The 26,456-nt window shown below is 61.8% G+C and carries 23 protein-coding genes, 1 tRNA gene, 1 other RNA gene and 1 pseudogene; 8 read left to right on the forward strand and 18 right to left on the reverse strand.

Annotated features, from left to right (window positions below):
* The first annotated feature begins 108 nt into the window (after positions 1-108).
* Together OF385_RS01785 and OF385_RS01790 are read left to right on the forward strand one after the other, a co-directional pair.
* Positions 109-1,803 carry a sensor histidine kinase gene (locus tag OF385_RS01785; RefSeq protein WP_264276711.1) on the forward strand — a complete coding sequence of 565 codons (1,695 nt, stop codon included), beginning with the start codon at positions 109-111 and terminating at the stop codon, positions 1,801-1,803.
* Positions 1,800-2,471 (forward strand): response regulator, encoded by a 672-nt coding sequence (locus OF385_RS01790; protein ID WP_264276712.1) that lies wholly within the window; start codon positions 1,800-1,802, stop codon positions 2,469-2,471. Before OF385_RS01785 ends, OF385_RS01790 begins: the two co-directional genes overlap by 4 nt.
* On the opposite strand, the gene OF385_RS01795 is transcribed toward OF385_RS01790, so the two are convergent.
* Together OF385_RS01795 and OF385_RS01800 are read right to left on the reverse strand one after the other, a co-directional pair.
* Positions 2,468-2,977 (reverse strand): phosphotransferase, encoded by a 510-nt coding sequence (locus OF385_RS01795; protein ID WP_264276713.1) that lies wholly within the window; start codon positions 2,975-2,977, stop codon positions 2,468-2,470. The genes OF385_RS01790 and OF385_RS01795 overlap by 4 nt on opposite strands.
* A 99-nt stretch (positions 2,978-3,076) precedes the next feature.
* Complete coding sequence (locus OF385_RS01800; RefSeq protein WP_264276714.1) at positions 3,077-3,235, reverse strand: hypothetical protein; 159 nt, start codon at positions 3,233-3,235, stop codon at positions 3,077-3,079.
* 115 nt (positions 3,236-3,350) lie between these two features.
* Here OF385_RS01800 and OF385_RS01805 point away from each other — a divergent pair, with 115 nt between their 5' ends.
* Entirely contained in the window at positions 3,351-4,961 is a 1,611-nt protein-coding gene (locus OF385_RS01805) for an alkaline phosphatase D family protein (protein ID WP_264276715.1), read from the forward strand.
* Positions 4,962-5,044: 83 nt separating this feature from the next.
* On the opposite strand, the gene OF385_RS01810 is transcribed toward OF385_RS01805, so the two are convergent.
* The 9 genes and pseudogenes from OF385_RS01810 to OF385_RS01850 form a co-directional block, all read right to left on the reverse strand.
* Positions 5,045-6,331 (reverse strand): aspartate kinase, encoded by a 1,287-nt coding sequence (locus OF385_RS01810; RefSeq protein WP_264276716.1) that lies wholly within the window; start codon positions 6,329-6,331, stop codon positions 5,045-5,047.
* 172 nt (positions 6,332-6,503) lie between these two features.
* Complete coding sequence (locus OF385_RS01815; protein ID WP_264276717.1) at positions 6,504-7,055, reverse strand: hypothetical protein; 552 nt, start codon at positions 7,053-7,055, stop codon at positions 6,504-6,506.
* A gap of 100 nt (positions 7,056-7,155) precedes the next feature.
* Positions 7,156-7,632 (reverse strand): MarR family winged helix-turn-helix transcriptional regulator, encoded by a 477-nt coding sequence (locus tag OF385_RS01820; RefSeq protein ID WP_264276718.1) that lies wholly within the window; start codon positions 7,630-7,632, stop codon positions 7,156-7,158.
* A gap of 10 nt (positions 7,633-7,642) precedes the next feature.
* The gene (locus tag OF385_RS01825; protein WP_264276719.1) at positions 7,643-9,343 is read right to left on the reverse strand and encodes an MFS transporter; all 1,701 of its coding nucleotides are present in this window, start codon (positions 9,341-9,343) and stop codon (positions 7,643-7,645) included.
* Between the two features lie 385 nt (positions 9,344-9,728).
* Positions 9,729-10,319 (reverse strand): annotated as a pseudogene (recR, locus tag OF385_RS01830) (recombination mediator RecR); the annotation flags it as partial.
* A gap of 90 nt (positions 10,320-10,409) precedes the next feature.
* Positions 10,410-13,898: a DNA polymerase III subunit gamma and tau gene (locus OF385_RS01835; RefSeq protein WP_264276720.1), complete on the reverse strand. Its 3,489-nt coding sequence runs from the start codon at positions 13,896-13,898 to the stop codon at positions 10,410-10,412.
* Positions 13,899-13,907: 9 nt separating this feature from the next.
* A complete protein-coding gene (gluQRS, locus tag OF385_RS01840; protein ID WP_264276721.1) occupies positions 13,908-14,828 on the reverse strand; it encodes a tRNA glutamyl-Q(34) synthetase GluQRS in 921 nt (306 codons plus the stop codon).
* Between the two features lie 27 nt (positions 14,829-14,855).
* Positions 14,856-14,952: signal recognition particle sRNA small type (gene ffs, locus OF385_RS01845), an RNA gene on the reverse strand.
* Between the two features lie 56 nt (positions 14,953-15,008).
* Positions 15,009-16,541 carry an HNH endonuclease signature motif containing protein gene (locus tag OF385_RS01850; RefSeq protein WP_264276722.1) on the reverse strand — a complete coding sequence of 511 codons (1,533 nt, stop codon included), beginning with the start codon at positions 16,539-16,541 and terminating at the stop codon, positions 15,009-15,011.
* 188 nt (positions 16,542-16,729) lie between these two features.
* Here OF385_RS01850 and OF385_RS01855 point away from each other — a divergent pair.
* Positions 16,730-16,817 (forward strand) — tRNA-Ser (locus tag OF385_RS01855).
* A gap of 129 nt (positions 16,818-16,946) precedes the next feature.
* A complete protein-coding gene (locus OF385_RS01860) occupies positions 16,947-17,312 on the forward strand; it encodes a VOC family protein (RefSeq protein WP_264276723.1) in 366 nt (121 codons plus the stop codon).
* 107 nt (positions 17,313-17,419) lie between these two features.
* Here the strand turns inward: OF385_RS01860 and OF385_RS01865 are convergent, their stop codons facing one another.
* Positions 17,420-18,460 (reverse strand): isopenicillin N synthase family dioxygenase, encoded by a 1,041-nt coding sequence (locus tag OF385_RS01865; RefSeq protein ID WP_264276724.1) that lies wholly within the window; start codon positions 18,458-18,460, stop codon positions 17,420-17,422.
* Positions 18,461-18,922: 462 nt separating this feature from the next.
* Here OF385_RS01865 and OF385_RS01870 point away from each other — a divergent pair, with 462 nt between their 5' ends.
* Both OF385_RS01870 and OF385_RS01875 read left to right on the forward strand, forming a co-directional pair.
* Complete coding sequence (locus OF385_RS01870) at positions 18,923-19,234, forward strand: type II toxin-antitoxin system VapB family antitoxin (protein ID WP_264276725.1); 312 nt, start codon at positions 18,923-18,925, stop codon at positions 19,232-19,234.
* 72 nt (positions 19,235-19,306) lie between these two features.
* On the forward strand, positions 19,307-19,933 hold the full coding sequence (locus OF385_RS01875; RefSeq protein ID WP_264276726.1) for a LytR C-terminal domain-containing protein: 627 nt from the start codon (positions 19,307-19,309) through the stop codon (positions 19,931-19,933).
* Between the two features lie 18 nt (positions 19,934-19,951).
* Here OF385_RS01875 and OF385_RS01880 read toward each other — a convergent pair whose 3' ends face one another.
* The 4 genes from OF385_RS01880 to OF385_RS01895 form a co-directional block, all read right to left on the reverse strand.
* Positions 19,952-20,641, reverse strand: a complete 690-nt coding sequence (locus tag OF385_RS01880) for a DsbA family protein (protein WP_264276727.1) — start codon at positions 20,639-20,641, stop codon at positions 19,952-19,954.
* Positions 20,642-20,868: 227 nt separating this feature from the next.
* The gene (locus OF385_RS01885; RefSeq protein ID WP_264276728.1) at positions 20,869-21,009 is read right to left on the reverse strand and encodes a hypothetical protein; all 141 of its coding nucleotides are present in this window, start codon (positions 21,007-21,009) and stop codon (positions 20,869-20,871) included.
* Positions 21,010-21,031: 22 nt separating this feature from the next.
* Positions 21,032-21,412 carry a hypothetical protein gene (locus tag OF385_RS01890; RefSeq protein WP_264276729.1) on the reverse strand — a complete coding sequence of 127 codons (381 nt, stop codon included), beginning with the start codon at positions 21,410-21,412 and terminating at the stop codon, positions 21,032-21,034.
* A gap of 33 nt (positions 21,413-21,445) precedes the next feature.
* On the reverse strand, positions 21,446-22,795 hold the full coding sequence (locus OF385_RS01895) for an amino acid permease (protein ID WP_264277836.1): 1,350 nt from the start codon (positions 22,793-22,795) through the stop codon (positions 21,446-21,448).
* 244 nt (positions 22,796-23,039) lie between these two features.
* Here OF385_RS01895 and OF385_RS01900 point away from each other — a divergent pair, with 244 nt between their 5' ends.
* Positions 23,040-23,609 carry a histidine phosphatase family protein gene (locus OF385_RS01900; protein ID WP_264276730.1) on the forward strand — a complete coding sequence of 190 codons (570 nt, stop codon included), beginning with the start codon at positions 23,040-23,042 and terminating at the stop codon, positions 23,607-23,609.
* On the opposite strand, the gene OF385_RS01905 is transcribed toward OF385_RS01900, so the two are convergent.
* Complete coding sequence (locus OF385_RS01905; protein ID WP_264276731.1) at positions 23,606-24,685, reverse strand: alpha/beta hydrolase; 1,080 nt, start codon at positions 24,683-24,685, stop codon at positions 23,606-23,608. The genes OF385_RS01900 and OF385_RS01905 overlap by 4 nt on opposite strands.
* A gap of 128 nt (positions 24,686-24,813) precedes the next feature.
* Positions 24,814-26,451 (reverse strand): malate synthase A, encoded by a 1,638-nt coding sequence (gene aceB / locus OF385_RS01910; RefSeq protein ID WP_264276732.1) that lies wholly within the window; start codon positions 26,449-26,451, stop codon positions 24,814-24,816.
* Between the last annotated feature and the right edge of the window lie 5 nt (positions 26,452-26,456).

Genomic DNA, 26,456 nt, shown 5'->3' on the forward strand with positions numbered 1-26,456 from the left:
GAGGCTCACGTTGCGCGCCTTGTGCTGATTATTGAACGCTTAAGTTCTTTGCCATCTTTTTGCTCATTAAAATCGCGTTGTCCGGGCAGTGCGTCTATGCTGGGTGGCATGTTCCGTTCCGGCCCGCGCTCGAGGCATTTCGCATCGCGCATCATGCGCTTGCAGTTCCTCGTCATCGGCATCTTGATCGTGCTGGTCACCGCAGGAACGCTCTATGCCAGCTACGACCGCGTCTATTCCCGGGCCGAAGACACCTCGCTGACCATCGCCCGATCCGTCGCCGTGCTCCCGGAAGTCATCGAGGAAGTCACGCGCTACGCGGCCATCGAAGACCTCGATGAAGAAGAGATCTCCAACGGAAAGCTCCAGCAGCTGGCCAACGCCATTCTGGAACAAGAACAGGCGTACTTCGTGGTGATCACCGAAGACCGGGGGCTGCGGCTGAGCCACCCGAACCCCGCCGAAATCGGCCAGATGGTGTCCACTGATCCGGTAGCCCTGGATGGCATCGAGGCTGTCTCCCGGGAACATGGCACCCTGGGCGAATCGGTCCGCGCGAAGGTCCCGATCCGTGGCGCATCCGGGCAGATCATCGGCGAAGTGTCGGTGGGCGTGACCACCCAATCGCTGACCGGGGCGCTGCTGCAATCGTTCAGCTGGATCGTGCTCTTCGCGCTCTTGGCTGCCGGGCTGGCCACGGTGGCCGGGCGCGTGACCGTGCGCCGGCTCAAGCGCCAGACCCTCGGACTTGAGCCCACCGAAATCGCGCAGCTGGTGCGCGACCAGCAAGCCGTGCTCTATGGCGTCACCGAAGGGGTGATGGGCATTGGCGCGGACCGGCGGATCACCGTGCGGAACAAGGCTGCCCGGCAACTGCTGGGCCTGCCGCACCGCACCGAGCTGCAGGACGTCGTTGGCCGGCATTTTGAATCCGCGGGACTCGACCAGCGACTGGTCAAGGCCATCAAGGAACACGATCCGGCCCCGGTGCGCTTGGAAGCGAACGGGAATTCGCTGATTGCGCGAGTGAATGAAGTGAACCGCGACGGGCTTGATCTGGGGCAGGTGGTCCTGCTCCACGACGTCACCACCATCGAGGCGCTGGGCACCAAGCTGGATGCCGTCCAGGATATGGCAGATGCCCTGCGTGCCCAGCGCCACGAGTTCGCCAACCGCATGCACGCGGTCCTTGGCCTGATAGACCTGGGCAAGATCGAGCAGGCCGAAGCCTATTTGCGCGAGGTCATGGAAACCGGGCCGAAGATTGCGCAGGTGCCCGGGCTGGAAGCGATCCAGGACGCCTACCTTTCAGCGTTCATCTCGGCCAAGGCGGTCCGTGCCCATGAGCAGGGCATCGAATTGCGGGTATCGAGCCAGTCGATGCTCTTCGGGCAGATCGCCTCGGCCCACGATGCCCAGGACGCCACCGCGGTGCTCGGCAATCTCCTGGACAACGCCTTTACCGCCGCACTGAGGGGCGAGGGCAAACCCTGGGTGGAAATAGACTTGCTCTCCGAAGCGACCACCCTGCACCTGGCGGTGGCGGATTCCGGCCCAGGGATCACCACCAGCGAAGACATTTTCGCGCGGGATGTCAGCACCGGGTCCCATCTGGGCCATGAGCACGGCCGGGGAGTGGGATTGCCGCTGATCAAGCGGCTGGCGCAGGCACGCAGCGGAGATGTCTGGATTGCCGATCCGGGCACCGGCGGCGATGGCGCAGTTTTTGCCGCCCGGCTGCCAGCGGTGCTGGTTGAACCAACTGCACTCGAGAACAACGAGATCGAAGGAGCAAAGCCGTGAGCGAGACCGCTACCGGAAACTACCAGGTCATGATCGTCGACGATGACTTCCGTGTTGGCGCCCTCCATGCAGAGATGGTCAATTCCATTCCGGGGTTCCAGGCTTTGGAACCTGTCCAGGATCCCCGCATGGTGCCCAAGCTCGTGAGCACGCTCAAGCCCGACTTGCTGCTCCTGGACCTGTATTTGCCGCACGTCAGCGGCATTGAGCTGCTGCGTGAATTGGATGTGGATGCCATCATGATCTCGGCGGCCACCGAGCCGAAGAATATCGCCAAGGCCATCCGTCACGGGGCGCTGGCTTTTATCATCAAGCCTTTTGACGCCAAGACGCTTAGCGCAAAGCTCAAGGGCTGGGCGCGGTATCGGCGGCAGCTGACCGGGATGACGGAGTTCAACCAGCAGGGAGTCGATCGGCTCTTCCGGGCGCTGCAAGGTGGCGAGGAAGCGGCTCCGGCGGTCGGTGCCGCTCCTACCGAGCAGGCAGTGCTCAGCTGTGTCAAGGAAGCTGCGGAACCGATGAGCGTGGCCGAGGTGGCAGAAGCCGTGGGCGTCGCCCGGGCCACGGCCCAGCGTTATCTGGCGGCGCTGGTGGCCAACGAATCATTGGAACTCCAGCTGGGCTATGGCACCCGGGGACGCCCGGAGCACCGTTACGTCGCACGCTAGAAACCCCTGGCAGGTGGCATCCCCGATGCGCCGATAGAAGATGATTTTTCCTCGTCAGGATCTATTCCGTAACCGGCATATATGCGATGCTCGTAGCCGGAACCGTAGTTCCACTTGGTGCTCCAGGCGGCGATGGCAAGATCAGCCCACCGGTCTGCAACACCCAATTTACCCAGATCGACATGGGCGAAGAAGCCGCCGTTCGCATCCAGTTGCGTATTGGGCAGGCAAGCATCGCCGTGGCACACCACAGCATCAATCGGCGGAGCATCGGCGAGCAAAGCGGATTGCTGGCCGATGGGAAGGGAAGCGATGCGGGAGAAAAGGTCCCAGCTGAACGGGCCTGAGCCTGCCGACAGCAAATCTTGCAGCTGCCTCTCTCCCTGGCCGACGGTATGGGCTGAACGCTCCGGGTCGTTCTTGCCCTGATCGCTCACAGCGCTGAATCCCGGCAAAGCCGCGGTGAGCTGCAGCTGGCCTTCAGGATACTGCTGGAAGGACAGCACCTCGGGGAGGAGGATGTAGCTTCCGACCCACCACAGGCGTTGGGCCTCGGATCGTAGATCGATCTCCGGGTGGATTATCGGGCCCGGCGGCCATTTGGCCTAGCGGCTGTCCGGTCCGTGCCCAATTCGGTAAGTGGCTCCGCCCAGAGCGTTGAGCCACACGCCCTCGATGGCTTCGGTGACGGCCGCTAAGCGCACCGCTTCCGGGATCGGGAAGCCGGCGGGAGGCGGGCCGGAGATGACTCGTTCATCGCTCATTGAACCAGCATGCCAGCAGCTAGGTGGATTGCCGGGCAACCGAGTCCGCCAGGTTTTTCTTCATGTTCATCTCGGTGCCATAAGCTGGCTAAGCTCAGGCACCACAGTGGGAGACATGACTAGTATTTCGCGTCGAAACCTGCTCACCGGCGCCTTGGGCGCCGGAGCCCTCGGCCTTGTTGGCCCGACCGGTGCCGCTTTGGCCTCCAGCAGCCCACGCCTGGTCCGCTCACGCTTGGGACTGACCAGCGGCTTCTCCATGGGAGATGTCTCCACCAACAGCGCGGTGCTCTGGGCCCGCAGTTCGGGCGAAGGCCGAGTGCGCGCGCAACTACGCGCGGTGGATGAAGCCGGCCAGATCATCCGCGGGCGAGGATCCTTCGTCCGCACCCTGCGCGGTGCCCAAGCCACCGAGGCGAGTGACTTCACCGCCAAAATCAGCGCTGCCCACCTGCCAGCGGGGACACGCTTCTCGGTGAGCATCGGCTTCGAGGATGAGAACGGAATCGTTGGCGAAAGCCAGCAGGGCTGGTTCAGCACTGCGCCTTCGGGAACCGGGCGACGTAACCATGAGGCTGACCGAGCGCAAAGTTTTGTCTGGTCCGGAGATACGGCCGGCCAGGGCTGGGGCATCAATGAGGAGATCGGCGGCATGCGCGCCTACGCCGCGATGCACGCCACCATGCCCGACTTCTTTGTGCACAGCGGCGACACGATCTACGCCGACGGCCCGATCCTTGCCGAGGTCGAAGAAGCGGATGGCCAGATCTGGCGCAACCTGGTGACCGAGGAAGTCGCCAAGGTCGCCGAGACCCTGGACGAGTACCGCGGACGCCACCGCTACAACATGATGGACGCCAACGTCCGCGCCATGTACGCCGAGGTTCCGGTCATTGCCCAATGGGATGACCACGAAACCCACAACAACTGGTGGCCGGGCGAGACCATCACCGATGAGCGCTACACCGTGCGCGACATCAATACCCTCGCGGCCCGTGGCCGCCAGGCCTGGCAAGAATACCAGCCGATCGCTGACCCGCGGGCCATGAGCGGCGGCACCGGATTCGAAGCAGCTCGAATCTACCGCAAGATTTCCCGGGGACCAGCCTTGGATCTTTTCGCTTTGGATATGCGTACCTACAAGTCCGAAAACACCGACGGCAAGGAAAGCAAGGAAACCGCGATCCTCGGCAAAGAGCAGCTGAACTGGCTGGTCGACGGGCTGAGCGCCTCGAAGGCCACCTGGAAGGTCATCCTCAACGACCTGCCTTTGGGCATCATCGTGCCCGATGGCAAGGCGCAGGAATCCATTGCCAATGCAGATCACGGTGCGCCGCTGGGCCGCGAACTGGAACTGGCACGGCTGCTCAAGGCCATCAAGGACAAGGGAATCAAGAACGTCGTCTTCCTGACTGCTGATGTGCACTACTGCGCCGCCCACCACTACTCGCCAGAACGAGCCGCTTTCAGCGACTTCAACGAGTTCTGGGAATTCGTGGCGGGCCCGGTCAATGCTGGATCATTTGGCCCGAACCAGATGGACGGGACCTTCGGGCCGCGGGTGGATTTTGCCTTGGCCGGTACCGTCGCCAATCAGTCGCCGCGTGATGGCAAGAGCCAGTTCTTCGGACATGTGGATCTTGATGAGCAGGATATGTTCACCGTCAGCCTGCGCAACGGGCTGGGCGAAACGGTCTATTCCAAGACCCTGGAGCCGGTGAAATAAGCCGATAGCGACAGGTTAAAGGAGCAGGCCTGCGGCGCTGGATAATCCAGCGCCGCAGGCCTGCTCTCTAGTGGAGCGTGGTCTTAGCGGCCGGTGCCGCCGTAGACGGTGGCTTCCACATCGGTGTCCAAATCGAACGCGGTGTGGATGGCGCGAACCGCGTCGTTGAGCTTGTCCGCATCGGTGACCACGGAGATGCGGATCTCGGAGGTGGAGATCATATCCACGTTCACTCCAGCGTTGTGCAGGGCCTCGAAGAAGGTGAAGGAAACGCCCGGGTTCGAGCGCATGCCCGCGCCGATCAGCGACAGCTTGCCGACCTCGTCGTTGTGCTCGATGTCCTCGAAGCCGATCTCGCCTTTGGCGGTGTTCAATGCGCCAAGCACGTTCTTGGTCTCGGTCATCGGCAGGGTGAAGGAGATGTCGGTTTTGCCCGAGCCATGGGTCGAAATGTTCTGGACGATCATGTCGATATTTGCCTGGGCCGCGGCGATCACGCCGAAGATCTGGGCTGCCTTGCCAGGGATGTCAGGCACGCCGATGACGGTGACCTTGGCTTCGGAGTGGTCGTGGGCGACACCTGAGATGATTGGCTGTTCCAAGGGTTCTCCCTCTTGAATCGTGATTTTGTCGTCGGGGTTCGGGAGCACCCAGGTGCCCTCGTGAGTGCTGAATGAAGAGCGCACATGCAATGGCACGCCAAAGCGTCGAGCGTATTCCACGCAACGCAGGTGCAGGATCTTGGATCCGCTGGCGGCCATCTCCAGCATTTCTTCGCTGGTGATTTTCTCGATCTTTTTCGCCGAAGCGACAACGCGCGGGTCGGCGGTATAGACGCCGTCCACATCGGTGTAGATTTCGCAGACATCGGCGCCCAAAGCGGCAGCCAAAGCCACTGCGGTGGTGTCCGAGCCGCCACGTCCCATGGTGGTGATGTTGTTCGATTCCTTGCTCATGCCCTGGAAGCCGGCAACGATCGCGATGAAGCCGCGGTCGATGGCGCGACGGACACGCTGGGGGGAAACCTCCATGATGCGTGCTTTTCCGTGAGTGGAGTCGGTGATCAGGCCAGCCTGCGATCCGGTGAAGGAAGCAGCCTGTTCGCCGAACTGGTCAATGGCCATGGCCAGCAGGGACATGGAAATGCGTTCGCCCGCGGAGAGCAGCATGTCCATTTCGCGTGCCGGCGCATCGTCGGTGAGCTGGCCTGCCAGATCCAGCAGGTCATCGGTGGTGTCGCCCATCGCAGAGACAACTACAACAACGTCGTGTCCCTGGGACTTGGTGTCAATAATTCGACGCGCCACACGCTTGATGCCTTCGGCATCTGAAACTGACGAACCGCCAAATTTTTGAACAATTAGGCCCATGGGCACTCACTCCACCTGTTGAAAGCTGTGACTCGTTATTGGCGCAAGGCACAATACGAGGCATCTACCAAATAAATATTGTGACAGCTACTGGGCAACTTCTCCTACTTGTGGCGGTAAACATTGGTCATATTGCCTAGGAAGATTAGTGGCTGTTGTTGAAAAGCGCGGGCTATTGCTTGAATTCAGCCAATATTTGTCGCCAAAAGCTCTTCCATTCAGACACCTGATCAGGTGTTTCAGCCTTAGTAATGTTAATGGCAACGGAGGATTTGTCGCCCTTAAGCCCAATGTCCACTTGGGCCTTGGTGCCATCGCTGAAGCTGGCTCGCCAGTAGCGCCAGCGCTCGGAGCCGCTGGTGCGCGCTGGCTCGGCCAGCCTTTGGCCATTGAACATTTCCATGCTGTCCACTTGTTCCTCCCAGCGCGCCAAGGCCGCATCCAGATCGGCGGCAACGGTAGCGCTGACCGATCCTTGGAAGGTTCCGTCTTGGGCCTGGCCGGGAAGGCGGCGGCCAATTTGCTGCTCGTAGGCGACGGCCACCGCTTGCGCCCACCACCCGGGGTTCTCCACGGCTTGTGGCATGAGGGAGTAAGCGAGTTCAGCGATTTCCTTATGCGTCATTTCGCCGGCCTTGGCTTCGTCGAGCTGGGCGCCCCAGGTCGGCCAAGGTACTGAGGTGGCATTGGCGATGGCTGAGGTGTTGCTGTTCTTGATTCCCATAAGTGAATTCTAGGCATCTCGGGCATCAGAAGGGCGGAAAAGGCCGGGCGTCACGGTTTTCCGTGATGCCCGGCCTGTCGCACCGATCTATTGATGGAGGCTAGATCGCCTGGATTTCCAGATTCAGCCGGCCCAGCAGTTCCACCAGCGTGTCCAGATCATCGTCAGCCCAGTTGCTCATGCGTGAACGAAGCTCGTGGCGCCACTCTTCGAAACCGCTGTGCCACCGTTCCTTGGCGTATTCGGTGGGCAGCAAGTCCGAAGCCCTGCGGTCTTCCGCGTTGACTTCGCGAACCACCAGATCAAGCTGTTCGAGCTTGGAGATCATGCGGGAGAGCGTGGCCTTGTCGACCAGCAGCTTCTCGCAAATTTCTGATTGGGTGATCCGGCCGTTGCGCAAGATGAGCCCGAGAACCGGCAAGTAGCCTGGCGTCAACTGTCCGTTGAGCCGATGGGCGAGCTCGCGCTTGAATCGTGCGGTGACCGCAATCAGCGAAAACAGTTCCTGTTCTGCCAATGAATAGCGGTCTGCGCGATCCTTGGCGCAGTGTGAAGCATCCGCACTGGTGGTATCCACTGGGGTGCTCCTATTTGCCGGTCGACTTCGTCGATGCTCCCGGAGCCTGGTTGCTGGCGGCAACCTGCTCCTGGATTTGAGCGTCGGCATTCTCATTGCCGGCAGCCAAGCCGTTGGCGCCCAGAGCAGCTTCTGCGTCGACTTCCTGCATGCGCTCGGAAGCGGTTTGAGTGGTCAGCGACTGGTTGGGGATCAAGCAGACGGCGATCACGACAATCAGCGACAGCGGAGCGGCGAAGGTGAACAGCGATGGCACTGCGTCACCGTAGATCGATTCGAAGATGACGCGCACTGGCTCAGGCAGGGTGGAGATGGTTGGCAGGTTGCCCGAGGACAGCACCTGTGCGACTTCCTGGCCCTTCGCTCCCAGCGATCCGATGGCCTGCATCAGATCCGCCTGGCGGTCGGCAATCATATTCGGAATGGTGGCCGCCAGGATGGCGCCCAGTCCGGCGGTGCCGGCGGTGCCGCCCAGGGTGCGGAAGAAGTTGACCGAGGAGGACGCGACGCCCAGTTCCTTGATGTCAACGGAGTTCTGCACGACCAGCACCATGTTCTGCATGACCAGGCCCATGCCGGCGCCCAGGATGAACATGAATGAGGCAACCAGCGCGTAGTTGGTGTTGTAGTGGATGGTTCCCAGCAGGAACAGGCCGAGAACGATCAATACGGAACCGAGGACCACCAGCGGCTTCCACTTTCCGGTGCGGGAAATGATCTGGCCGCCGATGGTGGAGATGACCAGCAGCCCTCCCATCAGCGGGAAGGTCATGAGCCCGGCCATGGTGGCCGAAGCGCCACGGGCCATGATCATGTACTGGCTGAGGAAGACCGAAGTGCCGAACATCGACACGCCAACTGCCAGCGAAGCGATCACCGCGAAGGTGAAGGTGCGGTTCTTGAACAGCGACATGCTCAGCAGTGGTTCGGAGGACTTGATTTCCACCAGGATGAAAGCGGCGAGCAGGACTGCCGCGCCGACGACCATCAGCAGGCTGGTGGTGGAAGCCCATTCGAATTCGGAGCCACCCAGCGACATCCAGATCAGCAGCAGCGAGACGCCGCCGGAGAGCAGGAGGATGCCCCAGTAGTCGATCTTGACCTTGCGCTTGGCGATGGCTGGAAGGTGCAGGGTGCGCTGGATCAGCGCGACAGCGGCGATGGCGAAAGGCAGGGCGATGAAGAAGTTCCAGCGCCAGTTGATGGTGTCGGTGACGAATCCGCCGATCAGCGGTCCGCCCACGGTGCCAATGGCCATGACAGCGCCAAACAGGCCCATGTACTTGCCGCGCTCGCGGGGCGAGAGGAAGTCGGCCATGACGATCTGCGCCAAGGCGCCGACGCCACCGCCGGCCAGGCCCTGGATGACGCGCATGGCGATCAGGAAGCTGGTGCTCTGCGAGAAACCGGCTGCAGCGGATGCCAGGACGAAGATCGCCAGCGAGATCTGCAGCAGCAGCTTGCGGTTGCCGAGGTCGGCGAGCTTGCCCCAGATCGGAGTCGAGATGGTGGTTGCCAGCAGAGTGGCGGTGACTACCCAGGTGTAGGAGGTCTGGCTGCCGTTGAGGTCGGAGACGATCACTGGCAGGGAACTGGATACGACGGTGTTGGCCAAGATCGAGACGAACATGCCCATGAGGATGCCGGTAAGGGCGGTGAGGATTTCACGGTGCGTCATCTTGGGCTTGGCGACCGGTGCGATTGCGGTCATTGAAGCTCCAAAAAATTATAGGGTCAGGCTAGGAGGGCCCGATTGGTTGATTGTTATCAACCATACGGCGATGGTTGACGACTATCAACTAAGGTGTTCCATCGCACACCGATGCATTAACCAAGGAACCCCGCACCTTCCTGCCAAAAGGAAAATGCGGGATTCACCCAGGAACTGCTTATCGGCTGCGGTGGTTATCCATCTCGGGAACCACTGGATGCGACGGGCTGTCGGTCTCGTCTTTGGGGGTCTTCTCGGGGTCAACGGCCCGGAAGAGCTTTGGCGCAGTGTTCGAAGCCTGATCCGCCGGAGCGTCTTGCTTCTGCGGCGCGGCGGAATCATCGGAAGCAGGCGCCGGGCGACGCGCGTTCGACGCGCTGGAACCGGCAGTGCGGCGGCCCTCGAAGGCGCGAGCCAGCGTCACCTCGTCGGCGTATTCCAGATCGCCGCCGACCGGCAGGCCCGAGGCCAAGCGGGTAATCCGGATGCCCAGGGGAGCGAGCGCGCGCACCAGGTAAACGGCCGTAGCTTCGCCCTCGAGATTCGGGTCCGTTGCTAGGATCAATTCGGTAATGGATTCATCGGCAAGGCGCGTGACCAGTTCGCGGATGTGCAGCTGCTCCGGGCCGATGCCGGCCAACGGATTGATCGAGCCGCCGAGCACGTGGTACTTGCCGCCGAAGGCGCGGGTGCGCTCGATGGCCATGACATCTTTGGATTCCTCGACGATGCAGATCTTGGTTCCGTCGCGGCGCCCATCGCGGCAGATCGCGCAGATCTCCTGCTCCGAGATGTTGAAGCAGATCTCGCAGAACTTGACCTTCTCCTTGACCAGCTGGATGGACGCGGCCAGGCGCGTCATATCCTCGGCGTCGGCGTCAAGAATGTGGAAAGCGATGCGCTGAGCCGACTTCGGGCCGATGCCAGGCAAGCGACCGAGCTCGTCGATCAATTCCTGTACAGCACCTTCGTACACGTGCGCCTTCTTTCTGCGTTGCTGGAAACCTGTGGAAATCTTCCGTGTTACACCCTAGTGTCTCACCCCGACAGCATGCCGTGGTGTGAGCTACAGGCTGCGTTTGATCTCCACGACATTGCCGTTCACATCCCGCTGTTCAATCACCATGCCACCGAGCAGGCGTTCCACTGCGGGCACGCCGATGAGCGCTGAATCCTCGACCTCGATGTCGTCATCGCTCGGGACGAACTCCTCAGGTTCCTGGTGCTGTACGGGGCTTGCCGAAGCGGAAGGGCCGCCCCAGCCGCCGGCGGCCTGGGGTGGCGCCGGTGCGCTCGGAGAGCTCTTGGCCTGGTTCATCAGCTGCTGATAGCGGCTCATGCGCTGGCCGGCTGCTGGTGCAGCCGGCTCGCTTGCGGCGGCCTGCTCCTGCTGAGGCGCACCCCAGCCAGGGGCGGCTTCCGGGGCCGGCTCGGGCCTGGGTGGTGCCGGCTGGACTGGAGCTTCAGTCCGGGCCGTGGCCTGGACCTGCCGCTGTGACGCGGCGGGTGCAGGAGCTTGCGCTGCTGGCGCAACCACCGGTGCCGAAGCAGCCGGAAGTTGCGAGGCTGCCGGTTTGTGGACCTGCGGCGCCGGTTCCGCGGTGTCGCGCACGGCCAGGTTCTGGAACGAATCCGTGGTGCTCTGCGGGTGCAAGGGGGTGCTCGAAACCGGCCGCGGAATATTCGGCGTACCGACTTCCGCCTGGCGAGCGCTGAGCCCTGCGGTCATGCGAGGCTTCGGCGCTACCGGAGGGCCGCCAAAACTGCGTGGCGCGCTGGGCTGGCGTGGCTCGGGAGACGAAGCGGCCTGGGCCGCCTGATCTGGCCGCTCGATAGTCTCGTGAGGCTGAGCTGATTCGGGCTGGCGCTGCGGCTCGCGCTGCGCTGCCGGTTCCGGGGAATAGTACGGGTCATCCGGGAACGGAGGTTCATCCATGAACGGCTCGTCATAGGGCGGCGGCACATCATCGTAGGAGCTGACGTATCCATCGGTGGCACGCGGCTGCGGCGTCGCCGGAGGCGATGCCGCAGGCGAAGAAGCCGGGGATGAAGGACTGGCAGTTGGTGCCGGGGCGGCAGCTTGCGCGCGCGCGGCACGCGCAGCTACCCCAGCAGAAGTTACAGGCTTAGTGAACTTGGTTGGTGCTGGGGTTTGCGCCGGAAGTGGCCGGCGCTCACCTTTTGGGGAACCACCGCCAGCCGGGTTGGATCCGCCTTCGGTGAGCACTATTTCTATGGGTGACCCGGCGAATTGCGAAACAACCCCGGTCAAGGTGTTCATCAAATCCGGACGATTGCGCAGGTTCACGATGGGCCCGGTATTGCTGAAAGCCAAGGTGAGCGTGCGGCCATCAAAGCCGGCCACGGATCCGTAGGTTGCCACCATCGAGTGCAGCACGCGGGAATTGCCCTGCAGCTGCTCCAGGATCATCGGCCATGCCTGCTGGAACTTCTGGACCGGGGAACCGGCGCCGGGCTGCTGCGACGGCTGTGCAGGTCGAGTTTGCTGCTGCTGCTGTTGCGCTTGTTCGCGAGCGGCGCGTTCCTGGGCTTCGCGTTCGGCTTGTTCACGTGCGGCGCGTTCTTGCGCTTCGCGCTGTGCTTGCTCTTGCTGAGCCTGTGCCTGTTGTGCTGCCTGGCGCTGGGCATCGAGCTCTGCCTGATCAGGCTGCTGAGCTGGAGCTGCCGCCGGGGCAGGAGTCTGGGCAGGCGACTGCTGCTGAGGGGCACGGGCAGCCGGTTGCTGGGCGCGGGATTCTGCAGCCTTGCGAGCGAATTCGGCCATGGCCGGGTTCTGCTTCACATCATCGATGGAGACCCCGGTGCCGAAGGACAGGTCCTCGCCGCTGGAGGGGTCTGGAACCAAGCTGAATGGTGCAACACCCTCAGGGCGCGCGGCAGGAACACTTGGACCAGGCTGCACCTCGGTGGTCACCGAATAGCTATCATCCTTCGGCCCCCACGTTGCACCCCAATCGGCAGCTTCTCCGGTATTCAGCGAGGATTGCGCATCGGGATCCAACGGGGCGTTGGGATCATCATTGGCAAATTGTGGCTGGTCATCGGCCTCGGTCTGAGGTGCCTGCTGACGCTGTTCAGGCTGCTGAGCCTGAACAGGTTCTTCCTGGACCGGCCGCGACTGAACTGGCTGAGGCTGAACTGGCTGAGGCTGAACCGGTTGGGCAGGCTCTTCGACCTGAGCCGGGGCTTCTGGCTGTTCAACCGGTGCCTGCACCTGTGGTGCAGGCATGCCCTCACGGCGGGCCTTGGCCGCAGCCAAGGCTTCACGCACCGCGGCAGCACCCTGGCGGGCAGCACCGGGATTCGGCGCAGCGCCGAGCGAAGCCGAGGAGCCATCTGCTTGCTCCTCATCAAGGGCAGGAAGCTCCCCGCCGGTCATCGCATGGCGTTCGAGTCGATCCAAACGAGCAGCAAAGGAAGAGATCGAGTTTTCGGAACCCGGGAGCATCAAACGGGCTGCGAGCAGCTCCAAATGCAAACGCGGAGAGGTCGCGCCGGTCATCTCGCTCAGCGCCTTATTGGTGACATCAGCCCAGCGTGATAGCTCGCCCGCGCCGACCAAGCCGGCCTGCAAGCGCAGGGCCTCCAGCTGGTCTACGGGCACGCCACGCAGGATCTTTTCCAGGCCTTCTGGCATCGCCTTGGCGATGATCAGGTCGCGGAAGCGCTCAAGGATGTCTTCGACAAAGCGCCGCGGATCCAAACCGGTCTGGATAATGCGGTCAATGGCGCCAAAGAGCCCAGCACCGTCAGCCTCGTGAAGGGACAGCGTCACCTCATCCAAAAGGGTCGAATGGGTGTAGCCCAGCAACGCAATGGCAGTCTCATAATCAAGCGTTCCCTCACGGGCACCAGCCATCAGCTGGTCGAGAACCGAGAGGGTATCTCGGACCGAACCGCCACCAGCGCGGATCACCAGCGGAAGCACGCCCTCGGCTACCGCAACGTTTTCGCGTTCGCACAAAACCTGCAGGTAGGCCAGCAAGGCTTCCGGCGGAACCAGGCGGAATGGGTAGTGATGGGTACGGGAACGAATGGTCCCGATAACCTTCTCGGGTTCCGTCGTCGCGAAGATGAACTTGATATGCGCCGGCGGCTCTTCAACGATCTTCAGCAGGGCATTGAAGCCAGCCGCGGTGACCATATGGGCCTCATCGATGATGAAGATCTTGTAGCGGTCACGGGTCGGAGCGAAGGTCGCCCGCTCGCGCAGGTCGCGGGCATCATCCACGCCACCGTGGCTGGCCGCGTCGATTTCGATGACATCCAGCGAGCCGGGGCCGCCATTGGCCAGCTCAACACAGCTCGGGCAAGTGCCACAGGGAACCGGCGTCGGACCCTGTTCGCAGTTCAGGCAACGAGCAAGGATTCGTGCGGAGGTCGTCTTGCCGCAACCGCGCGGACCGGAGAAGAGGTACGCGTGATTAACACGGTTTTTCTCCAGAGCCGTCATCAGGGGAGCAGTGACGTGCTCTTGTCCGATGACGTCGGCAAACGTATCGGGACGATACCTGCGATATAGCGCTGTACTCACACCGGTTCCCTATCGGTTGCGTGATGCGCGGGGCATCAGCTGTTGGACGATATTCTCTGGTTCAACGATCCACGGTTCACGCGGCAGGTTCACCGGATCGAAAGCTTCTAGGGCTGCCTGCAAACTTGTGCTGGGCAAGCCCAATGACTCTAGCAAAATCGCCACCACATCGGCTGGATGTACTCCGTGTTCGGTGATCTCTTCGAGTGTTACTGCTCCATCTCGCTTGGCCAGTCGCTGGCCCTTGGCATTCAACGCCAGTGGCACATGGGCGTACTCCGTCACGTCGTAGCCCAACAGCGTTGCAAGATACCCTTGGCGCGGGGCAGAGGTAAGCAGATCATCTGCGCGCACCACTTGATCGATTCCGCTCAGCGCGTCATCGACAACCACCGCCAAATTGTAGGCGGGGGCACCGTCATTGCGGACGAGGACAAAATCATCCACGACGCCCGTGTAATCGCCAGCCAACTGGTCGTGAATCGAGAATTCGGTGACCTCGGCGCGCAAGCGCAGGGCGGCTGGACGCTCCTTTGCCTTGGCCTCGCGTTCAGCGGCGCTCAGATCCCGGCAGGTTCCCGGGTACGCGCCGGGGGCTGCGTGCGGTGCGCTGGCGGCTTCGGCGATGTCCTTGCGCGAGCAGAAGCAAGGGAAGAGAAGATCCTGTTTTTTGAGCTGTTCTACGGCGTCAAAGTAAATCGGCAGACGTTCGGATTGACGCAAGAGCGGGCCGTCGAAAGCCAGTCCCAGGGACTCCAGCTCGGCGATCTGGGTGGCCTCGGCTCCGGAACGGACTCGGTCAAGATCTTCGATCCGCAACAAGAAGTCGCGGTGCGTGGAACGGGCAAAAAGCCATGCGAGGATTGCCGTGCGCAAATTGCCAAGGTGGAGTGGCCCGGAAGGGCTAGGGGCGAAACGGCCAGCGCCCACGTGGACTCCATTCGGCTTGCGTGAAAAAGTAAAGACCCCTCATGCACCTGCCAGAGCCCATCTACCCTTGCTACCTTCCGGTCCTGGGGGAGTTCAACAGGATGACACCACACGAGGGGTCACCGAAAATACTACCCGAGGGTGGTGCTTGGATAAAAATCGGAGGGCGTGCGCTTGCTCTCAACCGGTGTCTTCGTCCGTTGATTCGAACCATCCCAGAACCTTGCGCACCCGTTCGTTGAGCTGGACTGTAGGAAGCATCGGCGTCTGCTCCCTCTCGAAGTCGAAATTCTGCACGTTCGTGACACTTCCGGGAAGTTCGATGCATACCACCCCGTGAGGCGAACGCCAGTTCACTGACCCATCAGGAAGATAAGTGGCCTGCCACCCCAAGACATGCTTGAACATCTGATGCCGCTTGCACAGCAAGTGCGTGTTGGTGCGCGAAGTATGTCCCCCGCTGGCCCAGGCCTCGATATGGTCGATCTCCGAAGTTTCAGCCGGACGATTGCATCCGGGGAAGCGACAGTAGATATCCCGACTGCGCAGCAGATCGCGCAGTGCCTTGGACGGACGGTACTTCTCACGGCCGACATCAATCACGGCGCCGGACCATGGATCCGTGAGTACCTTCATGAAGGACGGGGCATCTTTGGCAATGCGTAGCGCCGTCCCGATGGGAATGGGGCCGTAGCCTTCCAGATCGGCCAAGGCTCGCCGGGGGTCGGCCAGCATTTCAAGGGCAGGAATGGTCACCGCGACCCGTGCCTTCAAGGGGGTACCGCCTCCGGCCGGCCAGCCGTCGAGCAGCGCATCGCAGATGATGTCCAAGCGGCGTTGCTGCTCGGTGCGTTCATCGTCAGGATCGTTGTGCTGTGCCGCATGCCAGTTCACGGTGTTGATGATGCTCAGGGTGTTCTCGGCCGGCATATACAGCTGGATGACCGACATGCCATTGGGTTCATTCCAATAGGTCACCTTGCGGTCCTCGGCGCTCTTCTTGTGGCGTTCTTCGATGGGGTGGGGATGAAGGCGCTCGTGGATCTTTCTCGCGCGGTGGGCAACAGCCGAGTCGGTGGCCGTACGGGCAATGGGCAACAGGGTTTGCTGCATATGCTGGATGTCTTCCGGTTCAAGGTCCTGGGACTGCTTGACGATTTCTTGCGCTGTCCTGGTGGTGATCTCGCCCCGGCTTAGCTCTTCCAGGGTCTCCGGGCAAAGGTGGCGCAGGCCTTCTGCGATAAATAAGCGGTCGCGTACATTGGCCTCGGTGGACCGCAAGGCCATGGCGGCTTCCGCGACAAACGATGAACGAATGACTGTCTCTTCCGAAGGATTGATGCCGTAGTACTGCGATGACTGGTCCTGGAGCGCATCAATCGGTGCTTCAATGAGCGGGTCCTGCGCCCCTTGGGCGCTGGAGGCTTTCACCGCGTGCTCGTATGAATCTGCAAGCACTGCCGCTTCTGCGGCATCCAGCATGCTCCGGAGCCGGGTTATGACTTTGAGGGTTTCCAGGCCTTGGTCCGCTGTTGATGCCGGCGGCAGCTCGTAGAGCTTGCGCGCTGTGGCAGCAACCTGCGCGAACAGATTGTCTTGATCCAGTTTCGCTGCCCATAGCCCGAAATCTCCGGGCGTAGTGCGTTGCCCGGGTGGACCGATATGCAGGCGGCGAGGATCATCGCTGCTGTGAAATACCTCTCTTTTGCTCATATATAGCAGTATTCGCGCTTCTGGGCGGGGTAGATCGGGGAGGTGGCGAGGTGGGTATAACCTCTAAAAACGCCTAGATTCAGGGAAGAACGGCTTCGGTGACGGCATGGGAAACGGCGGGAGAACACTCGATTCGTGATTGAGCGAGAATTTAGATATGCTGGATCCTGCTCCTCGGAGCAAACTGAGGAGGATTCGCCTAGCGGCCTATGGCGCACGCCTGGAACGCGTGTTGGGTTAACGCCCTCAGGGGTTCAAATCCCCTATCCTCCGCCATTTTTAATGTCCCGGGACATCGGTAAAACGATGACTCGGGACATTATTTTTTTGCCTTCTGACAACGAGAGATTATTTCCCGGTATGATCCGAACCAACTGACGATCAATCTTTCGACGAGGCAAGATCATGGCAAGTGTATTGAGCGAGATTTCCGTGGACTGCGCGAACCCGATGCTTCTGGCACGCTTCTGGTGCGAAGTGCTGGACTTTGAAGTTCGTGAAGAGGAAGCCGGATTGGTCACCATCGGTGCTTCCGATGGGAACAGCGGGGCCATCCTAATGACCTTCGCCCAGGTTCCTGAACCGAAATCAATCAAGAACAGGCTTCACCTCGATGTGCGGCCGAAGGACGCAGACCAGCAGCAAGAAGTCGATCGCCTGCTGTCTCTTGGCGCCTCGTACGCGGACGTTGGCCAGGATGAGGACGCGAGCTGGGTAGTGCTCGCCGATCCGGAAGGCAATGAGTTCTGCGTCCTCTCCGGCAACAGCTAAAGCTGCAACCGACAAAAAGACCTGCCGGCTTCAACCCGAAATTAATCTCGGACTGAAGCCAGCAGGTCTTCGTGTTTTCCTCCCCGGCAGGCGGGAAGGCCGGTGAGCTAGGCGCTCTTCTTGGCCTTGACTACCTCTGGGTAGTGGATGGCAGCGGTCTGCGGGTGGGCACGCAACCAGCCCTTGAGAACATTGGCACCGTAGGAGGCCAACATCGGGTTCTCTGGATCATCGGAGACGCCGCGGGCTTCGGCTGCCAGTTCTGCCGGTAGCTCGACCTTGTCGATGACTGCGTCCAGACGTGGCGAGTAGAAGAACGGTACCGAGTAGCGATCAACCCCGGCAGGTGGTGCGATCACGCGGTGGATGGTGGCCATCAGGTAGCCGTCGGTAGCGACCTCCAGCATTTCGCCGAGGTTCACGACCAGCGCGCCCGGAGTCGGCGGAACTTCGATCCACTCCTCCTGGCCGTATGGCTGGACCTGCAGTCCGCCAACCTGGTCCTGTAGCAGCAGGGTGACGAAGCCGTAGTCGGCGTGCAGGCCAACGCCTTGGTTGCCGGACTCCGGAACAACATCGCCGGAGACGTAATGAACCAGTTTGCCCATCCACGACGGGGTGTTGGCGAACGGCTCATCGAAGTGGTCCTCGGGCAAGCCCAAGCCCACGGCAATGGCTGAAAGCAGCTCATGGCCGGTCTTGTTCATCAGCTCGGCCCACGCCATGGCGCGTTCTTCAAGCTGCGGGAAATCTTCAGGGAACTGGTTAGGGCCCTGCAGGTTCAAATAAGGCTTATCGGCGGGAACGACTGCCAGGGTGTCGCGCTCGGGTCCGTAGTCGATCTGTTCGCGGGCGTCGGCACGGCCGCGGGTGATCTCGGTGCCCATGCGGGTGTAGCCACGGAACTGGGCGCTGTTGCGGTTGTCGAGCTTGATCTTCTGCTCTACTGGCTTGTTGAAGAACTCGGCAATGGTGTCCAACAGCTCTTGGTCTTGGCCTTCTTGTGAGCTGTAGCCAACGATTTGGAAGAATCCAACGCGATGGGCCGCGTCACGAAGTGCAGCAACGAAATTTTCGTTGAAGCTGCCGTCAGCGTTGCGCGAGGTAGAAATGTCGAGGACTGGGATCTCGGTGACTACGTTTTTCATAACCCCAGAGTGCACCTCATGACGGGATTGTTACTAGCCTAAGTTACGCCGGGTTCCTCCACGTTTCTCGCCGTGTAACAATCCTTGCGCAAGGCGAATATGAGGTCCATAATTCCGCTTCTTGCCATCGGCGGGGACTCCGTCTGGAAGATGCGGCCGCTGGATGACATTCTTGGAGGCCGGGGTGTCCCGACGCGTGTACAGCATACGATGCCAATGATCTGCCCGTGCAAGGATTACGCGCCGCACAGGGTTTTTGACATGCCAGTGCCACAGCTGGCCTCACGCGCCCGTAATCTGGACGCCCGATTATTACCGTGGGTTCCATGTTCCGGACGGGCGGAATGCTGTGAAGCTGGCGGCCAGAAACTGGAGGCATGACGAGCGAAACTTATTCAACCGCACACTGCCGCGCACCGAGTAATTCCAGCGATCTGACTACTGGGCGCTTATGCTTGAAGGATGATATTTCGAGCAGTAGGTGACGGACGTCCATACCCAGAACACGGGTTGGTCTCCTCACGCGACTGGAGCGAACTACCTCCGCAGCAGGTGAAGCTGGACCAGCTGGTTACTACCAAGTCCACACTTGACTTGGAAGCGCTGCTTTCGGAAGATTCCACTTTTTACGGTGACTTGTTTCCCCACGTTGTCCGGTTCGGAGGAGTCCTTTATCTGGAAGACGGCGTGCACCGCGCGCTACGATCCGCGCTTCATCATCGCTCCGTAATACATGCGCGGATATTGGATTTAGACGGCGATTCGATAAGCTAATTGCCACGAGGATGACGAGCTGGTTTTCCTCAGCTAGTCGTAGCCACAGGCTACCCGGAGCTAGGTGGGAAGATGCGTGAACGCGAAGACCCGGCCGAATGGCACGGGGCGCATATTGTTGATGAACAAGACTTGAGCTTCAGCTCGGATCAAAAAGCCAAGAGTCGTGCCCGCAGACGCCAAAACGTGGTGTTTGCCGTCATGGCCGTGCTTGTTATGGCTGTCACCGTGGGAGCGCTGCTCATCGCGACCGGAAACTGGAAGCCCGGAGCAGATGCCACGGCCGCGGACACTGCCGAGCCAAGCCCGGTGAAAATCGAGAATGCCAAGTGCCCCGAAGTGGATTTCTCCTATCAGGATCCGCAAAGCTTTAAAATTCGGGTGCTGAACACCACGAATATCGCGGGACTAGCCTCGGACACCGCAAAATCCTTGGAAGAACGCGGCTTCAAGATTTCCTCGTTGACCTCGGGCTGGGATCAGCTGTCGGCAACCACCGGGGCTGTCATTGCCGGTCCAGATGGCTATGCCCAGGCCTTTACCATCCAGCGTCAGGTACCGGGCGCGGTCTTCATCTTCGAGCCGGAAAAATGGGGCACGACAGTAGACCTTGCCCTCGGCGAGAAATATGAGGGCCTGCAAAAGGACCGCAAGCTCGATACTTCCGCCGGCAAGCTGGTGTGCGCGCCGGCGGAGTAATCGCATCAGGTTTCGCAGCTACTGCGTCTTCACGTTCTCCGCGTAGACCTGGGTGAGCGCATTGGCGAAAACGTCGGCCGGCTGCGCGCCGGAGATCCCGTATTTTCCGTCGAGAACGAAGAATGGAACACCACTGATTCCGATCTGCTGGGCCTGCGCGATATCGGCATTGACTTCCTCGGTGTAGGCGCCGGCCTCGAGCTGTGCGCCGAGTTCCGCAACGTCGAGATCCAACGAGCCCGCCAGCTCCAGCAGTGTCTGGACGTTGCCGGTATCCAGCCCCTTTTCAAAGTGCGCGGAGAGCAATAACTCCTTCATCTCGTTGCCTGCTCCGTGCTGCTTGGCGTATTCCAGAACGCGCAGGGCGGTAAAGGAATTGGCCACCTTGAGGTTATCGAAGTCGTATTCCAGGCCTTCCTCGGCCGCCTGCGCGGTGACGTGCTGCAGCATCTGCTGAACCTGCGTCTGATCCAGGCCCTTCATTTTGGAGAGGTACTCGGCTTCGCTGCCGTCGTAATTGTCCGGCAAGGATGGATCCAGCTGGTAGGCATGCCAGTACACGTCGACGTTCTGCGAGTATTCAAACGCTTCGACTCCCTGCTCGAAACGGCGCTTGCCGATGAAGCACCAAGGGCAGGCGATATCGGAGAAGATGTCTACGCGCAGGCGCTTGGAATCAGCAGGCTGTTCGCTAATAATTTCACTCATACTTGAGCTAACAACTTTGTGTTCGAATGCATTCCGCGTACCGGCGGACCTGAAACACGCCAATGGCTGGAACGATCGGGAGCAGGAGGTGAAGTCCGAGAACGCAGAAGTGCAGAAGAAGCGGTCCACGGGGCCAAGAATCTTCGCTGGCGTGGAATCCTCGTTGCCGGAACCATCACCGCCAGGTCCGGATTCGTGGATGGCGTCTTGTTCGTCCGCTTTGGTGGCTATTTCCTGTCGCTCATGTCCGGCAACTCCACGCGTTCCTCGGCCGCCGTGACGCCCTCGCCATTGGTTGCGTTGCGCAGGCCGGAGACCACGTATTTCAGTGCCTCCCTGCTCTTGACCGCGGCTGGGATCGGAAGCATTCAGCCTTACGCCACAGCGCTCCTATTGGCCGCCGAGAGGGGCGTGGCCAACGTGTCCTCTGCGCGTTCTGGCGAAGTGTCCTGGTGGGGACTGACCTATGCGACCGGCACCTTGGTCAAGGCCGGCCAAGCGCTCGCCGGAATGATCCTCGCAGTGCTCGCCGTATCCAACCATGGAAGCAACCGGTTGCTGCGGCTGCGTTGCGCGGTGCTGTGGGCCATGATCATCGCAGGCCCGCGCGGCGGCTTCCTCGCTTGCCTGCAGCTGGGTTTGGGCAGCCTCTGGATCGTGGGAGCGGGAACGCTCCTCTGGGCCACCCCGGCGCTGCTCCAGGAGCAGCACGCACCGGGAACCCATCGAGTAGCTGCCTGCGGATACGACAACGGCGCCCGGTTTTCCCATCGGGAAGCCGGGCGCCGGATCATCAGCCAGGGATCAGCCCTGCACAGAGCCGCTATCCTGCTTGATGGCAGCCGCTGGACGCACCAGCACCTTGTAGAGCACGCCGAGCAAGGCCAGCCAGGCGATGCCGGTGTACAGGGCCACGCGGGTCTCGGCGCTCAGCGCCAGCAGCACCACGACAAAGGCCATGAAGACCAGCGCAGCCCATGCGGCAATGGTTCCACCTGGAACAGCGTATTCGCGGGGCAGCGAGCTATCACGGCCGGCCTTGGCTTCCTGCCGGCGCATGGCCAAGTAGGAGGCCAGGATCATGATCCACACCCATACGGTCGCGAAGGTCGCGATGGAGGCGATGATGGTGAACAGCGCTTCCGGCAGCAGGGCATTGAGCACCACGCCGACCAGCAGCACGATGGCCATGATGACCACGGTCATCCACGGCACGCCATTGCCCGAGACCCGGCCGAAGGACTTCGGCGCGTGGCCGGCCACCGACATCGCGTAGAGCATGCGTCCGGCGCCGAAGGTGTCGGCATTGATCGCCGACACCGCCGCGGTGATCACCACGGCGTTGAGCACGTGGGCTGCCGCCGGCAAGCCGAGGCCATCAAAGATCTGCACGAACGGCGAGGCCGAGCCATCGATCTGGCGCCAGTCGAAGAGCATCATGACCACGGCCAGGGAAGCCACGTAGAACAGCAGGATGCGCCATGGCACGGTGTTGATGGCGGCCGGCACCGAGGTAGTTGGATCGTCGGCCTCGCCCGCGGTGATGCCGATGGTCTCGATGCCGCCGAAGGCGAACATCACCACCGCGAAGGACAGCAGCAGGCCCATGAAGCCATGGGGGAACAGGGTGCCGGCACTCATCAGCGTGGCCACGCCGGTGGCGGTGTCGGTGCCAGGGGCGCTGAAGCCGAAGACGATCAGGGCCGCGCCGCCGGCGATCATCGCGATGATCGCGGTGACCTTCACGATGGCCAGCCAGAATTCGGTTTCGCCGAAGACCTTCACCTTCATCAGGTTGATCGCGGCGATCAGCAGCACCACGGCCAGCACCCAGATCCACTGCGGCACCTGCGGGAACCAGAAGCCCATGTAGATGCCGAAGGCAGTGACATCGGCGATGGCAACAATGGCCATTTCGAAACTGAAGGTCCACCCGGTGACGAAGCCGGAGAAGTTGCCCAGGTAGCGTGACGCGTAATGCGCGAAGGATCCGGAGACCGGATGCTTCACGGCCATCTCGCCCATGGCGCGCATGACGATGAAGACGGCCGCGCCGCCGATCATGTACGCAAACAGGACTGCGGGTCCGGCGGCCTGGATCGCGGAGGACGAGCCGTAGAACAGGCCCGTTCCGATCGCGGAGCCCAGAGCCATGAAGCGGATGTGGCGGGCTGTGAGCCCGCGGGCCAGGGATGCCTTGATATCGGTCACGATAGTATTGCTCGGATCCTGTTCGGGTGCATTCGTTCTTGGGCCTGAAACCGTTGGAAAACAGAAATCAGCCGAGAAAATCCTACGTTGTCACAGGACCCTGATGCGCCGAACGTGGCATAGGTCTACCGTGAGCTTAACCACCAGCAGCTGGCCCGGGCCACCTGCACAGTGCGAGAATGGGCTTATGAAACTAGGATTCGTCCGCCACGGACAGACGCAATGGAATCTCGAAGGCCGGCTGCAGGGCTCCAGCGATATCCCGTTGAATGACACCGGCCGGGTGCAGGCCCGCGAGGCGGTCGAGGTCCTCGGCACCGGCGGATGGGATGTCATCGTTTCCTCCCCGCTCTCCCGTGCCCGCGAGACCGCGCAGATCATTGCCGACGGGCTGGGCCTGGAACTCGGCCCCAGCTATGACCTGCTCATCGAGCGCGACTACGCCCAGGGCGAGGGCATGATCGAAGCCGAAGCGCTGGCCCAGTGGCCGGATAAGAATGGCGGCGGCATCGAGCCGCTGGACTCCGTGGTGGATCGCGGACTGCACGCCATCGAGCAGATCGCCGCCGACTACCCGGGCAAGAACGTCGCGATCATCTGCCATGGCACGATCATCCGCTACACGCTCTCGCACCTGGCCGGCTACAAGCTGGACACCATCCGCAACGGCTCGGTGGCCATTGTGGGCCAGGACCAAGATGGAGCCTGGCAGCTGGAACTGGTCAACGACGAGGTCCCGGCCAAGATCAGCGGCTAGAAGTCGAGCACCTGGCGGCCGCCGGGCAGCACCGCGCGGATGCAGGAGGCCAGCTGCGAATCGCGCTGCCGGATTTTCAGCGCCGCCAGCCAGGAACCCAGCGAACGATAGGCCTTGGCCCGCACCGCCGGGGCCGACAGGAAGATATCGTGCAGCGCTCCAGGCAGGCGCACCACGTGCAATTCGCGTCCCAGATCCAGGCTGCGCTGCGCCACCACCTGCACGTTCAGCGCCACATCGGCCCGCGTGGCGGTGTCATGCCAGCGGGGCAGCAGGTAGTCGTCTGCCGAGAGCATCACCAGGGTCGGCATCTGCAGGTCCAGCCCCCTTTTCACCTTGGCCTGCGCAGCGAATACCGCGCCGATGAACCCGGCGGTGAGCTTGAAGCCATTGACCGGCCGCCAGCTAAGGTCATAGTCCCACTCGCCGTTGAACTGGTTGGACACGGTGCGGGTGTAGAGCCCCGGATCCACGGTGGGCAAATAGCGATGCGGATTGCGCGTGCTGGCCGCCTGGATGATGCGGGCCAGCGCGGTGCGCCCGATTTCGCTGGCCTGGAATTCGAGCCAGGGGCTGTTCAGCGCCAGCGCATCGACCTTGTTCGGATTGGCCGCCGCATACAGGGACGCGCTGAGCCCGCCCGTGGAGTGGGCGAGCATCACGAACCGGGTGCCCGGGTGGGCGCTGGAAATGATCCGGTGCGCGGCATCAAATTCCTCGAAGTAGTCCTGCAGGTCGGTGGTGAACCCGGGGCTGATCGTCGCGGACAGGCCGCTGGCCTGATCGGCGGGCAGATTGCGGCCGTAATGGCGCAGATCCAGCGCGTAGAAGTCGGCGCCGGCTTCGCTGAGGAATTCGGCCAGTTCCTGCTGGAAGAAGTAGTCGGACCAGCCATGCACATAGAGCACCGCGATGCCGCGCAGCGGCGGTGCCAGGCGCAGCATCTTGCGCGGACGATGCCGCACCAGGGTCGCGGTCGAACCATCGGCCAAGGGCAGGGGCCGAGAGGAGAAACCATCTCCGAGCAGGTCAGGCTGCCAGAGATCTTCGGCGGGACTCTTGAACTTCAATGCCATGGCAACAGCCTAGCCACAGCGCACAAAAACGGCATCCACCCGCTGGACTGGTTACCAGCGGATGAATGCCGCTTCTCGTGGCCGATCTTGAGGACGACTGGTTTCAACCGGCCGGGTCTGTGCGGCGCCTAGCCTGCCATTTCCAAGGTGCGGGCTGGCGCATCCAGGTAGCGCAGGTAGGCATTCTTGGTCAGGAAGGTCGGGAAGTCATCGCGCAGGGCGCAGGCTTCGAAGATCTCCAGGGCTTCCTCGAAGCGGTCTCCTTCGAAACGCTCCATGCGGTCCATGGTCTCCTCGGCCAGTTCCTGCACCCAGCGTCGGGTGATGATCTCGCCTTCATCGGTGATGGCCGACTGGTGGATCCACTGCCACAGCTGGGATCGCGAGATCTCCGCGGTTGCGGCATCTTCCATCAGGTTGCGCAGTGCCACCGCGCCATTGCCGCGCAGCCAGGACTCGATGTAGCGGATGCCGATCTCGATATTGTCGCGGATGCCGCGCTCGGTGATCTTGCCGGTGACGCTCTGGATATTCAGCAGCGCCGTATCCGACACCTCGACATCCTCGCGGGTGCGCTGCAGCTGGTTCGGGTTCTCTCCGAGCACTTCGTCGTAGACCTCGCGGGCTACCGACACCAGATCCGGGTGGGCCACCCAGGATCCGTCAAAGCCGTCGGCTGCCTCGCGGGCCTTGTCCTCGCGCACCTTGCCGAAAGCGATCTGATTGATCGAGGCATCCTTGCGGTTGGGAACGAAGGCGCTCATCCCGCCGATTGCCGTTGCCCCGCGACGGTGGCAGGCACGCACCAGCTGCTCGGTGTAGGCCCGCATGAACGGCGCGGCCATGGTCACGGTGTCGCGGTCGGGGAACACGAAGCGCGGTCCGCGCGAACGGAAGTTCTTGATGATCGAGAAGATGTAGTCCCAGCGTCCGGCATTCAGCCCCGAGGAGTGCTCGCGCAGTTCGTAGAGGATCTCTTCCATCTCGAAGGCGGCGGTGATGGTCTCGATCAGCACCGTGGCGCGAATGGTGCCGCGCTCGATGCCCAAAAGGTCCTGGGCCATGTTGAACACGTCATTCCACAGCCGTGCCTCCAGATGGTTCTCCAGCTTCGGCAGGTAGTAGTACGGGCCACGGCCGGCTGCGAGCAGGCGCTTGGCGTTGTGGAAGAAGTGCAGTCCGAAGTCCACCAGTGCGCCGGAGATCGGGGTGCCGGCCACCAGCAGGTTCTTCTCGGGCAGGTGCCAGCCGCGGGGGCGGACCACGATGGTGGGCAGCTCGCTCAGCTCGTAGCTGTTCAGCGTGTAGTCGCGGCCATCCGGTGCGGTGAAATTCAGCTCCTGATCGAGGATGCGGATCAGGTTGACCTGGTTCTTGATCACATTCTGCCAGGTCGGCGAGGACGCATCCTCCATGTCGGCCAGCCATACGTTGGCGCCGGAGTTCAGCGCGTTGATGGCCATCTTGCGTTCGATCGGGCCGGTGATTTCCACTCGGCGATCCTCCAGCCCTGGAGCGATCGGGGCTACCTGCCATGACTCATCTTCGCGAATAGCGCGGGTCTCTTCCAGGAACTTCGGGTCACGGCCATTGGCGATGCGCGCCCGGTTGACCTGGCGGCGCTGCATCAGCTCGGCACGGCGGGTCTCGAAGGCGCTGTGCAGGGTGGAGAGGAAATCCAGTGCGTCGCTGGTCAGGATCTGCTCCTGGTAGCGAACGGGGGTAGCGGTGATGGTGATGTTGTTCAAGGTGATCGGGGAGTTCATGGCAG

It is taken from the genome of Glutamicibacter sp. JL.03c (assembly GCF_025854375.1).
GTDB lineage: Bacteria > Actinomycetota > Actinomycetes > Actinomycetales > Micrococcaceae > Glutamicibacter.